Origin of the sequence: Candidatus Epulonipiscium sp. (assembly GCA_012519205.1) — a bacterium.
In the GTDB taxonomy this organism is placed as follows: Bacteria; Bacillota; Clostridia; order Lachnospirales; family Defluviitaleaceae; genus JAAYQR01.
The window spans coordinates 72790-87124 of record JAAYQR010000027.1; the positions used below are offsets into that span (position 1 = coordinate 72790).

9 protein-coding genes and 1 pseudogene are annotated in these 14335 nt (G+C 33.8%); 8 read left to right on the plus strand and 2 right to left on the minus strand.

Annotated elements, in window-relative coordinates; genetic code table 11:
- Nucleotides 1–9: 9 nt before the first annotated feature.
- Nucleotides 10–899: pseudogene (locus tag GX308_09275) on the plus strand (LysR family transcriptional regulator).
- Between the two features lie 121 nt (nt 900–1020).
- Entirely contained in the window at nt 1021–2307 is a 1287-nt protein-coding gene (locus GX308_09280) for a Glu/Leu/Phe/Val dehydrogenase (protein ID NLK22243.1), read from the plus strand.
- 70 nt (nt 2308–2377) lie between these two features.
- On the opposite strand, the gene GX308_09285 is transcribed toward GX308_09280, so the two are convergent.
- Together GX308_09285 and GX308_09290 are read right to left on the minus strand one after the other, a co-directional pair.
- Nucleotides 2378–3400 (minus strand): CPBP family intramembrane metalloprotease, encoded by a 1023-nt coding sequence (locus tag GX308_09285; GenBank protein ID NLK22244.1) that lies wholly within the window; start codon nt 3398–3400, stop codon nt 2378–2380.
- A 20-nt stretch (nt 3401–3420) separates the two neighbouring features.
- Nucleotides 3421–6450: an insulinase family protein gene (locus tag GX308_09290; protein ID NLK22245.1), complete on the minus strand. Its 3030-nt coding sequence runs from the start codon at nt 6448–6450 to the stop codon at nt 3421–3423.
- Nucleotides 6451–6699: 249 nt separating this feature from the next.
- Here GX308_09290 and GX308_09295 point away from each other — a divergent pair, with 249 nt between their 5' ends.
- The 6 genes from GX308_09295 to GX308_09320 all read left to right on the plus strand — a co-directional run bounded on the left by GX308_09295 (nt 6700) and on the right by GX308_09320 (nt 14290).
- Entirely contained in the window at nt 6700–7758 is a 1059-nt protein-coding gene (locus GX308_09295) for a radical SAM protein (GenBank protein NLK22246.1), read from the plus strand.
- A complete protein-coding gene (locus tag GX308_09300; GenBank protein NLK22247.1) occupies nt 7727–8455 on the plus strand; it encodes a hypothetical protein in 729 nt (242 codons plus the stop codon). Before GX308_09295 ends, GX308_09300 begins: the two co-directional genes overlap by 32 nt.
- Nucleotides 8456–8550: 95 nt before the next feature.
- Nucleotides 8551–9741, plus strand: a complete 1191-nt coding sequence (locus tag GX308_09305; GenBank protein NLK22248.1) for a pyridoxal phosphate-dependent aminotransferase — start codon at nt 8551–8553, stop codon at nt 9739–9741.
- A gap of 96 nt (nt 9742–9837) precedes the next feature.
- Nucleotides 9838–11994, plus strand: coding sequence for a glycosyl hydrolase (locus GX308_09310; GenBank protein NLK22249.1), 2157 nt, complete (start codon nt 9838–9840; stop codon nt 11992–11994).
- Between the two features lie 66 nt (nt 11995–12060).
- Entirely contained in the window at nt 12061–12738 is a 678-nt protein-coding gene (locus tag GX308_09315; protein NLK22250.1) for a uracil-DNA glycosylase, read from the plus strand.
- Nucleotides 12739–12919: 181 nt separating this feature from the next.
- Nucleotides 12920–14290 (plus strand): citrate/2-methylcitrate synthase, encoded by a 1371-nt coding sequence (locus tag GX308_09320; protein NLK22251.1) that lies wholly within the window; start codon nt 12920–12922, stop codon nt 14288–14290.
- Nucleotides 14291–14335: the final 45 nt, after the last annotated feature.

Genomic DNA, 14335 nt, shown 5'->3' on the forward strand with positions numbered 1-14335 from the left:
AGTAGTTATATGTCAGTAAAATTAGACTTGTATAATATTTTTTGTGAAGTCGCAAAACAACAAAGTTTTTCTAGGGCTGCAAAAAGGTTGTATATGACCCAGCCTGCCATAAGTCAGGCTATTATGAATCTAGAAAAGGAATTAGATATTCGTCTTTTTACAAGGACATCAAAAGGGGTGACCCTAACAAATGAAGGAGAGCTCCTATTTGAACATGTAAACTCAGCAATCAATTTAATCCATGTTGGCGAAAAAAACTTTTTGAAACCAAAAGTTTAATGGCAGGAGAAATGAAATTAGGAGTTGGAGATACCATCTCAAGACATTTTTTATTGCCGTACCTATCAATATTCCACAAACAATCCCCAAATATTAAACTTAAAATTATAAACCGCACCACTCTTGAATTATGCTCTATGTTAAAATCTGGGGAAATTGATATAGCCCTTTGCAATCTGCCTGTTAAGGATTCGGCTTTAAAGATAAAAAAATGCATTGATATTCATGATATCTTTGTATGTGGGGAAAAATACAAAGATATATGTTCTATTCCCTTACACCTAGAGGAAGTCATCAATTTGCCCCTAATATTTCTAGAACGCAACTCTAATTCAAGGCAGTATGTAGAGAAATATATGTCATCAATGGGAATTAAATTAATACCGGAGATTGAGCTAGGTTCCCATGAATTATTATTGGAATTTGCAAGATATAATTTTGGGATATCCTGCGTTGTTAGAGAATTTTCTCAGGAATACTTAGAGAATAAACTATTATATATAGTAAATACTAAAGAGAAGATTCCTAAAAGAGCTATAGGTTTTTGTTTTTTAAAAAGCGTTTCTCTTTCGCCTGCCGCTAAAAAATTCGTTGAGATAGTAGAGGAAAAGATTTTGTAGAATAGTCAAACAATAGAAATCACAAAATAGGAATCTTGCATTGACGATTGGTATCAGGAGTGATATAATAATTCAATGAATTAATGATTAATTTGGAATACATATATTTAGGAGGGAAAACATGAGTAAAGAGACATATAATGCATATGAAAATGCTCAAGCACAGTTTAATAGTGTAGCCGAAAAAATTGGACTTGATGAAGGTATGCGTGAACTTCTTCGTCAGCCAATGAAGGAATTCCATTTTTCTATTCCTGTAAAAATGGATGATGGAAGTGTAAAAGTATTTAGAGGGTATAGAATCCAACATAACGATGCAAGAGGTCCTGCTAAGGGGGGGATTCGTTTTCATCCTGAAGAAACTGTAGATACAATTAGAGCATTATCCCTATGGATGACTTGGAAATGTGCAGTGGTAGATATTCCTCTTGGAGGAGGAAAGGGTGGGGTAGTGTGTGACCCCCGCATTCTATCAGAGCGGGAGCAAGAGCAAGTATGTCGCGGATATGTAAGACAGATATCAAAAAATATGGGACCAGTCCAAGACGTTCCTGCACCGGATGTAATGACTAATGCAAAACACATGCTATGGATGCTTGATGAATATGAGACAATCCATGGGGGAAGATACCCAGGTTTTATAACAGGAAAGCCTGTTGGCATGGGGGGATCCCTTGGAAGAACTGAAGCAACGGGATTTGGTGTTATCTTCGTATTAAGAGAAGCCCTAAAAGCATTGGATATAGATATTACTAAAACAACTGCCAGCCTACAAGGCTTTGGTAATGTAGCTCAACATGCAGCTAAACTGTACCAACAACTTGGCGGAAAAGTTGTAGCTATTTCTTGTTGGGATAATAACGATAAAAAGGCATATACCTTTAAGAAATCTGATGGACTAGATATTAATGAGCTTGCAAACATCACTGATACTTTTGGTACTGTCGATAAAAATAAGGCTAGGGAAATGGGTTGTGAAATTTTAGATGGCGGTGCATGGCTTGAACAAGATGTTGATATACTTATACCTGCAGCCCTAGAAAATCAAATTACAGCAAAGAATGTACAAAATATAAGCAATCAAGTTAAAGTAATTGTTGAAGGAGCTAATGGGCCAACTACCCCAGATGCTGATAAGATTATAAATGAAAGAAATATATTTGTTATTCCTGATTTCTTGGCTAATGCTGGGGGAGTTACATGCAGCTACTTTGAACAAGTTCAATGTAATATGAACTACTTCTGGGAAAAAGACGAGGTAATGGAAAAGCTAGATACAAAGATGACTGCTGCATTTAAAGCAGTTTATAAACTTTCAGTAGACAAAGATTTAAATATGCGTGATGCTGCTTATGTAATTGCGATAGATCGAGTAGCACAAGCAGTCAAAAACCGAGGCTGGGTATAAAAAGATGCTTTCAAAAGCATCTTTTTATATGCCCAAACTCGGTTTTTCTAAGTGATTAAGAATCTATTGTTTATATTTTAGCTGCATGACTAGTTGAAGCAGAAGAATCTTTGGAAGAAACTAAAATACCCTTTTTAATTAGACATTTGATTAAAATTAAAATCGATAAAGTGAATATGATAGTAACAATAGCTCCACCCTCAGGGCCAAAGGTCCCTCCAGTAATCCAAGTAGGTCCAACTAATTTTGTTTCTATTATGCTTACATTGCCAGCAATCATACCGCTAACAGGCAATCCAAGGATATTACCCATAAACCAGTTCCAGATAGAATGCTGAGCAAAAACCCCCCATAATCCATCATCATATAGGGCATACAGGGCTGCAAAAACCCCATAAAGAATTAGATTAATCATAGATAGTACATCAAGGTTAGGATTTTGAAAATGCAAAAATCCAAAAAAGGCAGCGGATAAAATAATAGATGTTGTTACCTTGTAATGCCTTGATAGTACAGGAAGCATCCAGCCCCTTACAACTACCTCCTCGCTAGCCCCTTGAATAATAAATCCTGTGAGGAGTAGAATAACGAAACCTATGGCTGAAGGCCCGAGTGCATATGTTGCATTAATGGGTTTTGATAGAATCTCCCCCCAACCAAAAAGCAAAATCGTTATAAAATAAACTAATTGCATGACAATGGCAATACCGGCACCTTTTAAATACTTCGATAACTTATTTGTAGTTTTGAGACCGATGGATTTAAAAGGCCGTTTCTCTGCTAGTTTTATGTATAGAAAAAAAGACAATATGACCATTCCATTGGATATTGTCAGTGATATCCATTCAATCCATGGATTGTGAAGTATAAATAAATATAGAGCATCCATATTACCGCCTAATATAGCATACATAGCTCCGATAAAACCAGCCGAAAACATAGTAAGAAAGAGTGGAATGATAAGCAATCCGAAACAGATTAAATAACTAACAATCCAGAAGACAGGTTTTTTAGCCCCTATTTTCATATAAGATCGTTTTGCATTTTCCTCAAAACTTTTTAAATAAGTTTTTTCCCTTTTAAAATAATACAAATACATAACCCCCTTATATACTAATTAATATTAAAAACTTCCAAAACTTCATCAAATATTTCTTTGCTTTCTTTAATTTTGCCTTCATTGCCTACGATACAGTAATTGTCTTGTTTCATAACATCTGCTATAAGTATAGCATAATTTTTAATGTCTTTAGTAGTAGTATTTAGAATTTCCTTTTGTTCCTTTATATAATCTTTATTACTCTTACCCGTTATATAGAAAGAATCTCCTATATCTCCTTTTTGAGAGGGGTTTAAAAGGGGATCATAGTTTTTAAAAGTGCCAATTATATAGTTTGTCATTTCTTGTTCATCTGCATTGAAGGTATTTAAAAATGCAGGAATTTTATCAAACACTGATAAACTTTCTTTTAGGTTAGGATCTCTATAGGTAATGAAATAAAGGTTACCATTTTCACTGATATTTGGAAGAAAGTCATAAGCTCCTCCCTTTACCCTTAGTTCATTCCATAAATATTCTAAAGCAATAATATTTCGCAGAACCTGCATCTTTCCACTGTAGTCATAGCCCAAATCTCTAAAATTATATCCTTTGCCAACATATTGAATTTTTTCTCCATTTATAACTCCTTGTTTTGTAGAAGAAGCGGGGAAATAATATGTTTGAGGTTCCAAATCAGAGGTTTTTAAAGTCTCTGAAAAATGAATCAAAGATTTTCTGATATTGTTATACTCTGATGAATCTACGGTAACCCCTATTAAGAGATTTTTTCTATCAAATGCCAAGGAGTGCACCTCTTGGAGATTTTTAATCACATTTTCAGGATTAGTATTTAGTTCTTCTTGTATTTGTAATATAAATTGATATTGCTCTAAAGTACCTAGGTTTTCATACCGTGATGCTTGCAAGAAATAACTTTCTAGCTGGCTTTTTGCTATATTTATACCATTACTATTAAGGGCAGTCTCATAATCACCTCTAATTTCTGAAATAACTTCTTTTAATCTTTCTACATTATCCAATTTGCTTTTATTAACTATTTCATCTAGAAGACTTAGTAAAGAACTTACATTACTTGATAATGTATAAGTGGAAATTACCATTTTGGGGTGAATGAGTTTATAGTCTTCGTAATCCGTATATACGGCTGGATAGCAATTGAACTGCCCAACATTAGCCATGATATTCGTAAATAAATCTTGATAAGTATAATTTTCTGTATCTACCATTCCAATTATATTCGGTAACAAAAATAGATAAGAAAGTTTTTCCTGCGAAATTTTTGTAGTATCAAAGTAAAAATTAATATATGCAATTTTATTGGTATACAAAGGATGGTTTAATATAGTGATTTCGTCTAACTTCTCGACATCAGTAGGGAATGGATTTTCTTTAATATCTATATCATCTAAAGATAGGGAAGGAAGTTTAGCTAAATCTTCTTTAGAGTTTGGAGTATTCTTCCATGCCTCTATTTCCTTAGTTTGCTCTACTAAACTAAGTAATTCTTTTTCTGAAAGACTTTCCTTATATTCCTTTAACTTATCTTGAAGCTTAATCTGATTTTGCGTTTCAAGCCCCATTATTGGATTTAGTATAACTAGAGAGCTATGGGGATTATTTATAAGATATTTCTCTATTAATTCCTCAAAGTATCCATTTTCAGCTTTCTTTTTGATGTTACTTAATTCTTTTTCGAAGGTAAGATATAGGGTGGGGTCCATATCATAATTCCAAGCAGTCATTATATTGTCATTGAAGCCAAGACCTCTATCGGCAGAGGATTTAGAAGCTCTCAGATTGATTTCTAGAGAACTTATAACGGAATTAATTAAATTCTTATCAAGTCCCTTCTTTACCAACTGATTCAAATTATTTTCCACGGATTGCTCAAACATTATAGCATTTTCCTTTGAGGCGTTTTCAATAATGATGCTAAAAAAAGGTTGAATTTGAGATGCAGAATACTGTCCATATATGTTAGTTCCTATCCCTTCCTGTTGCAATGCTAATTTTAGGGGCGATGAATTTCCATTAAGCAATAGGCTTGATAAAATAGAAAATCCTAAATATAATTCTTTATCCTTAGTATCACCCACTACATAGTTTAAGCTTAGATAAGATTTGTTTGTGGGATCTGTATTTTCAGGAAGGCTATAAAAAGCCTCTTCATAGACTCTTTCACAAAAAGGTTTTTGCATAGAAATAACAGAATCTATTTCCTTTTTGTTAAATTGATTTAAATATTCTTCATCAATAAATTTTAGGGTATCTAGAAGATTTAAGTTTCCGTATAAATACATAAAGCTATTAGATGGGTGATAATAAGTTTTATGGAAATTAACATATTCTTCATAAGCTAAATTTGGAATTTCACTAGGATCTCCGCTAGAATCATTAGAATAAATGGTGTCTGGATATAGAGACTTCATAATTTGGTTATATAAAACTTTAGATGGATTAGAATAGCTACCTTGCATTTCATTATAGACCACACCATTGTATGTGATTTCATCATTCACACTATTTAAGGAATAGCTCCAACCTTCCTGCATAAAAATCCTTTCATCATGAAGGAAATTAGGGTAGAACACTGCATCTAAATATACATTCATGAGGTTTTTAAAATCTTTTTCGTTTCTACTGGACACTGGATAAGCCGTGCGGTCTGAATGGGTAAGAGCATTTAGGAATGTAGACAAGGAGCGTTTTCCCATTTCTCCAAAAGGGGATTTTATAGGAAAGTTTTTAGAGCCATCCAATACGGAATGTTCGATGATGTGAGGAATTCCTGTACTATTTTCTTGAGGTGTTCTAAAATTAATAGTAAATACTTTATTATCATCATCGTTATTTAAGGAAATTAATTTTGCCCCAGTTTTAGTATGTTCAAAGACCCTTACTATAGAATCAATCTCATCAATTATGCTTTCCTCAAGAAGTCGAAATCCAAAGTAGCTCTTTCCCACAATAAAGCTGTTGTTTGAAGAAGCAAATATAGAAAATGGGGAAAGAAAAGTAAGTATGGACAATACTAATGCAATAGTTTTGCCAAAAACAAGTATTTTTTTTGATGAATTCATTTTTAGCCTCCTAAGTTTAAATATTCATGATTATAAATAAAAATTATAACAATTTATTTACATTTATTCAAGTAAAGATATATTAATCTTAATATATTACAATTATAAAACTTAACCTTGTAAATATCAAAGATATATTTGCTATAATAAACTTTAAAATATAAAATAATCATATAGTATAATTAAAAACCCATGACTTTACATAGGTCTTAATTAGTACTAGAGATTAATAATATAACGGGTGAGATAATGATAAAAAAGAAAATGATTATTCCCATATTCGTATCCCATCAAGGATGCCCTAATGACTGTATATTTTGTAATCAAAAACGAATAACAGGTGTAAAGGATACCTTTGATGAAGCTCAAATTTGTAACCTCATAGAGAGTTATTTAGTAGATTATAATCAAGATAAGATAATTGAAATTGCTTTTTTTGGGGGAAGTTTTACGGGAATTAACCCTATTATTCAAAAAAACTATCTAGAAATAGCTACAAGATATATAACTAAATATAATCTAGAAGGTATTAGAATATCCACAAGACCTGATTATATCAATGAAGAAATATTGGACCTTTTATTAAATTATCCTGTTAAGGCAGTAGAATTAGGAGTCCAATCCCTAGATGAAAAGGTGCTACAATTAAGCCGTAGAAATCATAAAGTAGAAGATGTATATAGGGCTGTTTCTCTCATAAAGAAAGCTCCCATTGAGTTGGGGCTTCAAATGATGCTTGGTCTTCCAGGGGATACCTTAAAAAAGAGTATAATTACAGCTAATCAAATTATATCTATGAATCCCAAAACTACCAGGATATACCCGACAGTTATAATGAAAGATACAGAGCTTGAAACCCTATATTACAAAGGGGAATACACTCCCTTAACCCTAGATGAAGCAATTGACTGGACATGTCAAATACTTCCCTTGTTTTACAATGAAGATATAACTGTACTTAGGGTAGGACTTCAAGCTTCAGAAGAAGTAAACTTGGGCAAGGGGATTGTGGCAGGGCCCTATCATCCTGCCTTTAGACAATTAGTAGAAGAAAAAATGCTCCACGAAGAAATAATCAAAGTATACAAAAACAGTGGGGGGATGCCCCTCATAATATATGCAAACCAGAAAGCATATCAGAGCCTCATAGGACATAAAAGAAAATACAAAAAGATAATACAAAAAAAGGGGATACCCATCGAATTCAAAATAACTGATAAACCAATAACTGATGAACCAGCTTCAATGATTTTTGAAAGCGAGGGGAAAACTCTAAATGATATTTGTATCCCAAAATACTTCAAATAATTTGAAGGAAGTACTTCAAGGTTTAGATAAAGTTATAGAAATAAAATCACTGGATATTGTCTACGAAAGTATAAACCATCACCCTGATATATTCTTATTTTGTAGTAATGAAAAAATCTATATATCAAAAGAACAGCATGAACTCATTAAGGATAAATTAGAAGATACATTAATCCAAATCGAAATTCTAGAAGGGCAATTAGGGTATAGATACCCTCAATCCGTAAGGTTTAATGCAGTAATGATGGGAGAATACTTTATTCATAATTTAAAGCATACCACCCCTCGCATTTTGGAGGATATGAAAAAACTAAATAAAAAACTTATTCATGTTAACCAAGGATATACTAGATGTTGTACTCTCCCCATAGATAGTAAGAGTATTATAACTTCTGATGTAGGTATTGCTAAGGTATGTTCGTCCCAAAAGATAGATGTTTGTTTGATTCAGCCAGGATTTATAATATTACCCGGGCAATCTTCTGGTTTTATCGGAGGATGTGGGGGAAGAATTAAAGATACAATGTATTTTACTGGGGATATCACTAAGCATCCGGATTATAAAAGGGTAAAAGATTTTATAGATAAAAGGGGATTAAAGATAATATATGATAAAACAAGACCTTTGATTGATTTAGGATCCATTTTGACGATAGGGCAGAAAACTACATTTTACATTGAAAAACAGATGAATTAAGTGAACCCCATTTTATTGATTTTGTAAGGGATTAATAGTACAATGTTATCTATATATTTTAAAAAATGAATTTTGTATTGAAGAGGAGAGCAAATATGATATCGAATAAAATGAAAACTCTAGTAGCTAATAGTTCTACCATAAGAGCAATGTTCGAAGAAGGTAAAAGATTAGCAAGTATTCATGGAGAAGAAAATGTATTTGATTTTAGTTTAGGAAACCCTAATGTAGAGCCACCAAAAAATATAAAGGATTCAATTCAAAATATACTCAATAGTGAGGCTCCTAATCTTGTTCATGGGTACATGAATAATTCAGGATATGAAGATGTTAGAACAAAGATTTCTAACTTTATTAATAAAAAACACAATTTAAACTTATCATTAGATAGTATTGTTATGACCTGTGGAGCAGCAGGGGGGCTTAATATTCTACTTAAGACCCTCCTAAATCCAGAGGATGAGGTCATTGTTTTTGCACCTTTTTTTGGGGAATACAGAAATTATGTAAATAATTTTGATGGTAAATTGGTAGTCGTTTCCCCTGATATTGACACCTTCGAACCTAATATCGAAGCCTTAAAAGGAAAAATCACGGAAAAAACTAAGGCAGTAATTATTAACTCCCCTAATAACCCTACAGGGGTAGTATATTCTGACGAGGCAATGAAAAAGTTAGCAGCAACTCTTTTAGAAAAAGAAAAAGAATTAGGAACTAGCATATACCTTATATCTGATGAACCCTATAGGGAAATTGTATATGATGGGGTAGAAGTTCCTTATGTTTTAAAATATTATAAGAATTCTTTTATCGGATATTCCTATAGTAAATCTTTATCCCTTCCAGGGGAAAGAATAGGATACATAGTTTCAAATCCTAAAATGGATGATTATGAAAATATTATGGCGGCCCTTAATGTTGCCAATAGAATTCTTGGATTTGTCAATGCCCCTTCTTTATTTCAAAGAGTTATTGCAGACTGTCTAGAATCTGAAGTGGATATTAATGTCTATAAGAAGAATCGGGATTTATTATACGATTATTTAGTAGATTTAGGTTTCAAATGTATCAAGCCAGAGGGAGCATTTTACTTATTTCCAAGAACTCCTATTGCCGATGATAAAAAGTTTTGTGAAGATGCAAAACAGTTTAATCTCCTACTAGTACCCGGTTCTGCCTTTGGTTGTCCGGGGCATGTAAGACTTGCCTATTGTATTTCTTACGAAAAAATAAAAAATTCTTTACCAGCATTCGGAAAGTTGGCAAAGTTATATAATATGAAGTAAATATTAAAGAAGGAATGTTTAAAAAGTGTGGTAGATTATCTACCACACTTTTTATATAATGAATACAAAGATTTCTTATTAAGCAGGAGGGATACTATGAATGAGACAAGGATTGAGCAGCTACTTAGGGAATTAACTTTAGAGGAAAAGATAGGCATGATACACGGGGAAGGAATCTTTCGCACAAAGGGAGTAGAAAGACTTGGGATTCCACCCCTTAAGATGTCCGATGGACCCATGGGAGTCCGTAATGAATTTGAAGACAATTCTTGGAAACCTATAGGCAATTCTGATGACTATGTCTCCTATCTTCCAAGTAATACAGCCCTTGCCGCTACCTGGAATAGAAAATTGGCATATGAAATTGGACAGGTTTTAGGAGAAGAAGCAAGGGGCCGGGGGAAAGATGTCATCTTAGCACCGGGGATTAATATTTTGAGAACTCCCTTATGCGGCCGTAATTTTGAATATATGAGTGAGGATCCATATCTTATATCGGAAACAGTGGTTCCTCTTATAAAAGGAATAGAAGAAAATGATGTAGCAGCCTGTGTGAAACATTTTGTTGCAAATAATCAAGAAACAAGAAGGTTGGACGTTAATGTAGAAGTTAGTGATAGGGCCTTAAGGGAAATTTATTTCCCAGGATTTAAGGCAGCTGTTAGGAAAGCAAAAACCAAGACCATAATGGGGGCTTATAATAAATTCAGGGGCCAGTATTGCTGCCACAATGATTATCTACTTAATGAAGTTCTCAGGAAAGAATGGGGCTTTGATGGGACCGTTATTTCTGATTGGGGTGGTGTCCATGACACAAGAGAGGCAGCATATAATGGTCTTGACATAGAGATGTCTGTTGAGAATAATTTTGATAATTATTATATGGCAAATCCCTTGCTTCAAGCAGTAAAAAGAGGGGAAGTAGAAGAAACAGTAATAGAGCAAAAAGTAAGAAATATCCTTAGATTGATGGAACGGCTTAATATGCTGGATGGAGAAAGAAAATCGGGAACCTATAATACTCCAGGGCATAGAAAAAAGATATTAGAGGTGGCAAAAGAGTCAATAGTGCTTTTAAAGAATGAGGATGAAATATTGCCCTTAAACCCCAAAAAAATAAAAACCTTAGCTGTTATAGGAGATAATGCCAATAGGATCCATTCAGATGGAGGAGGTAGTGCAGAAATCAAGACTCTATACGAAATTACACCTCTAATGGGCCTTAAAATGAAATTAGGTGGCAATGTGGATGTAAAATTTGCTAGGGGATATTACGTAGATAAAAAAGAAAAGGATGAAGAAATTAATTGGCAAGCCAATAGCTTAGAAGAAAGGATTTCGAAAGAAAAATACCAAGAAGAATTAAGCAAATCTATACTAACAAAGCGTAAGGAACTTCTAGAGGAAGCAGTTGCAATTGCAAAAGGATCCGATGCAGTTGTTCTATTTGGAGGTCTAAACCATGACTTTGATTCCGAAGGAAAGGACAAGGAGGATATGAAACTTCCTTACGGACAAGATGAGCTTATAGAAGCAGTATTAAAAGCAAATAAGAATGCAATAGTTGTAATGGTTGCCGGTTCCCCCGTAGATATGAGTTCTTGGGCAGATAAAGCAAAAAGCATAATATATAGTTGGTATGCCGGTATGGAGGGAGGTATAGCCCTAGCAGAAGTCCTTTTTGGGGAAGTCAATCCATCAGGAAAACTTCCGGAAACACTCCCTAAGAAATTAGAAGATTCTCCCGCCCATCATTTTGGAGAATTCCCTGGGGGAGATAATGTCAAATATAATGAAGATATATTTGTAGGGTATCGATATTTTGAAACTTATAGAATAGAGCCACAATTTTGTTTTGGTCATGGATTATCTTATACTACATTTGAATACAAGGATTTACAGATTTTTGTAGAGGAAAAAGAAAAAGATTTAGAGGTATTCCTAAGTTTAAAAATAAAAAACATAGGTAAGCAGGTAGGGGCTGAAGTTGTGCAAGTATATACCAACGATAAAGAAGCTTCCCTAAAACGTCCTAAAAAAGAGTTAAAAGCATACGAAAAAACAAACCTTAATCCAGAAGAGGAAAAAGAAATTAGATTTAGATTAGATAAGACTGCTTTTGGGTATTATGATGAAAATAAGAAAAGTTTTTATGTTGAACCTGGGGAATTTTCTATTTTGGTAGGAAGTTCTGTAAAGGATATAAGATTAAAAAAAGAAATCGTACTATCTAGAGAGTATAGGTATTTATAATTTAAATTAGTTATTGGCATTCATATTACATTAAAGCGTATTATAGCCCTATGAGGAGGAGCAAAGATGGAATACACAAGAAAACCTGCAATAACTGATGAAGCTGCTTCATCAGTTATTGCAGGTTTTGTGGAAGAACTAGCATTTACTGATGTAACCCCAAATGTATACAATCAATATTCCTATCAATATCAGGAAAACTCTATAAGAAGAGATAACCTTTTGATTTATCTAAATCAAATGTATGAGTTAAAACCTAAAGTTATATTGGTAGGAGAGGCGCCGGGATACAGGGGATGTCGACTTACAGGGGTTCCCTTTACTAGTGAACATTTGCTTATGAACAATATGGAGGGATTAGGGCTGTTTGGGAAGGAAAAGGGATATAGGTTGGCATCAAATAAAGAAAAGCTACTCAAAGAGGCCACAGCTACCATCATATGGGAGACCCTTATAAAACATGATGCAGTAGCCCTTGGATGGAATGCATTTCCTTTTCATCCCCACAAAAAAGACAACGAAAAAAGCAATAGAGCTCCCTTAAAGCAGGAACTTTTAATAGGGCAGAAGCCCCTCCTTCGAATAATAAAAATGTTTCATATTAAAAAGGTTATTGCAGTAGGCAATAAGGCTTATGAAACTCTTAATAAGTTAGGTATTAGCTGCAATAAGGTAAGACACCCATCTCAAGGCGGAAAAAATGAATTTGTTATGGGTATAAGGGAGATATTTCACGGTCATTAATATTAAGTTTTTGAACTAATTTAAGCCATAGCTTTAGAAGACGGACAAATAAAATGTGGACAGACAGGAATAAATCACTCCCCTTAATTACATTTTATGTAAAAGATGTACTTGTTTTTCTTGCAATGTCTATCCATAACGTGATAAAATTATAAGAAAAATATTTTAAGGGGAGATGAGAATGAAAAAGCAAGATTTTTCAAATGTAGAAAGAGAACCTATTCTAAACAGGTTAAGTAATAAAGTGAGAGAAAGTAGCTATATCAACCCAGAACTATATACTAAATACGAGGTGAAAAGAGGCTTAAGGGATATCAGTGGAAAAGGCGTCCTTGCAGGATTAACTGAAATAGGTGAGGTTCACGCTTATCATCTTAGTGAAAATGAATTGGTTCCTGTTCCAGGACAGCTAATTTATCGCGGAATAGATATATATGATATTACAAAGAATTTTTTAGAAGAAGGTAGATTTGGATTCGAAGAAATTGCATATGTACTCATTTGTGGAGATTTACCTACGGAAACTGAATTCAAGGAGTTTAAGGCTCTTATAACTAATGCTTTAAAAATGCAAGAGGATTTCGTCAGTGACACTATTTTGCAAATCCCAAGCAAAGACATTATGAATGTACTGGCAAGGGGAGTCCTTAGTTTATATGGTTTTGATGAAAACCCAGATGATATTTCCATAGAAAATGTATTAAGACAATGTATTGAACTAATTGCAAGAATTCCTTTAATTGCTGTATACGGATATCAATCATATGTTCATAGATATTTGCAAAAGAGTCTAGTATTGCATAGTCCTCAGCCCGAATTAAGCATTGCGGAAAATATTCTTCATATGCTTCGACCCAATTCAAAATATACCAAATTAGAAGCTACCATATTGGATTTATCCCTAGTACTTCATGCGGAACATGGGGGAGGGAACAACTCTTCATTTACTACCCATGTGGTGACATCAACAGGTACGGACACTTATTCCGCTATTGCTGCCGCTATTGGAGCTTTAAAGGGACCAAGGCACGGGGGAGCAAATATTAAGGTAAAACATATGTTCCAAGATATTAAGGCGAATATCAAAGATTGGAATGATGAAGAGGAAATTAAAAATTACCTTATCAAGTTATTAAGAAAAGAAGCCTTTGATAAATCTGGCTTAATTTATGGTATGGGTCATGCAGTGTATTCTATTTCTGACCCTAGAGCCGAAATATTAAGGGGATATGCGAAAGAGTTAGCAAAGCAAAATGGATACGAGGAGATATTTAATTTATATAGAACAGTAGAAAAAATAGCTCCACAAGCAATAGCTTCAGAGCGAAAAATGTATAAGGGAGTATGTGCAAATGTAGATTTCTACTCAGGGTTGGTTTATGATATGTTAGGAATCCCTGAAGAACTGTACACACCGATTTTTGCAATCTCCAGGATAGCTGGTTGGGGTGCTCATCGAATAGAGGAATTGGTTAACTCAGGTAAGGTTATCCGCCCAGCATATAAGAGTGTAGCCCATAGACGGGAATATGTATCAATGCAGAATAGGTAGAACTAATGGGGGTTCATCTTTCCACGATTAGAAAGGTACAAAAGG

Bases quoted from the DNA above. Each gene is read 5' to 3' on its own strand.
- GX308_09310 (NLK22249.1), top strand. From the start codon at position 9,838: ATGAATGAGACAAGGATTGAGCAGCTACTTAGGGAATTAACTTTAGAG.
- GX308_09295 (NLK22246.1), top strand. From the start codon at position 6,700: ATGATAAAAAAGAAAATGATTATTCCCATATTCGTATCCCATCAAGGA.
- GX308_09320 (NLK22251.1), top strand. From the start codon at position 12,920: ATGAAAAAGCAAGATTTTTCAAATGTAGAAAGAGAACCTATTCTAAAC.
- GX308_09305 (NLK22248.1), top strand. From the start codon at position 8,551: ATGATATCGAATAAAATGAAAACTCTAGTAGCTAATAGTTCTACCATA.
- GX308_09280 (NLK22243.1), top strand. From the start codon at position 1,021: ATGAGTAAAGAGACATATAATGCATATGAAAATGCTCAAGCACAGTTT.
- GX308_09315 (NLK22250.1), top strand. From the start codon at position 12,061: ATGGAATACACAAGAAAACCTGCAATAACTGATGAAGCTGCTTCATCA.
- GX308_09300 (NLK22247.1), top strand. From the start codon at position 7,727: ATGATATTTGTATCCCAAAATACTTCAAATAATTTGAAGGAAGTACTT.
- GX308_09290 (NLK22245.1), bottom strand. From the start codon at position 6,450: ATGAATTCATCAAAAAAAATACTTGTTTTTGGCAAAACTATTGCATTA.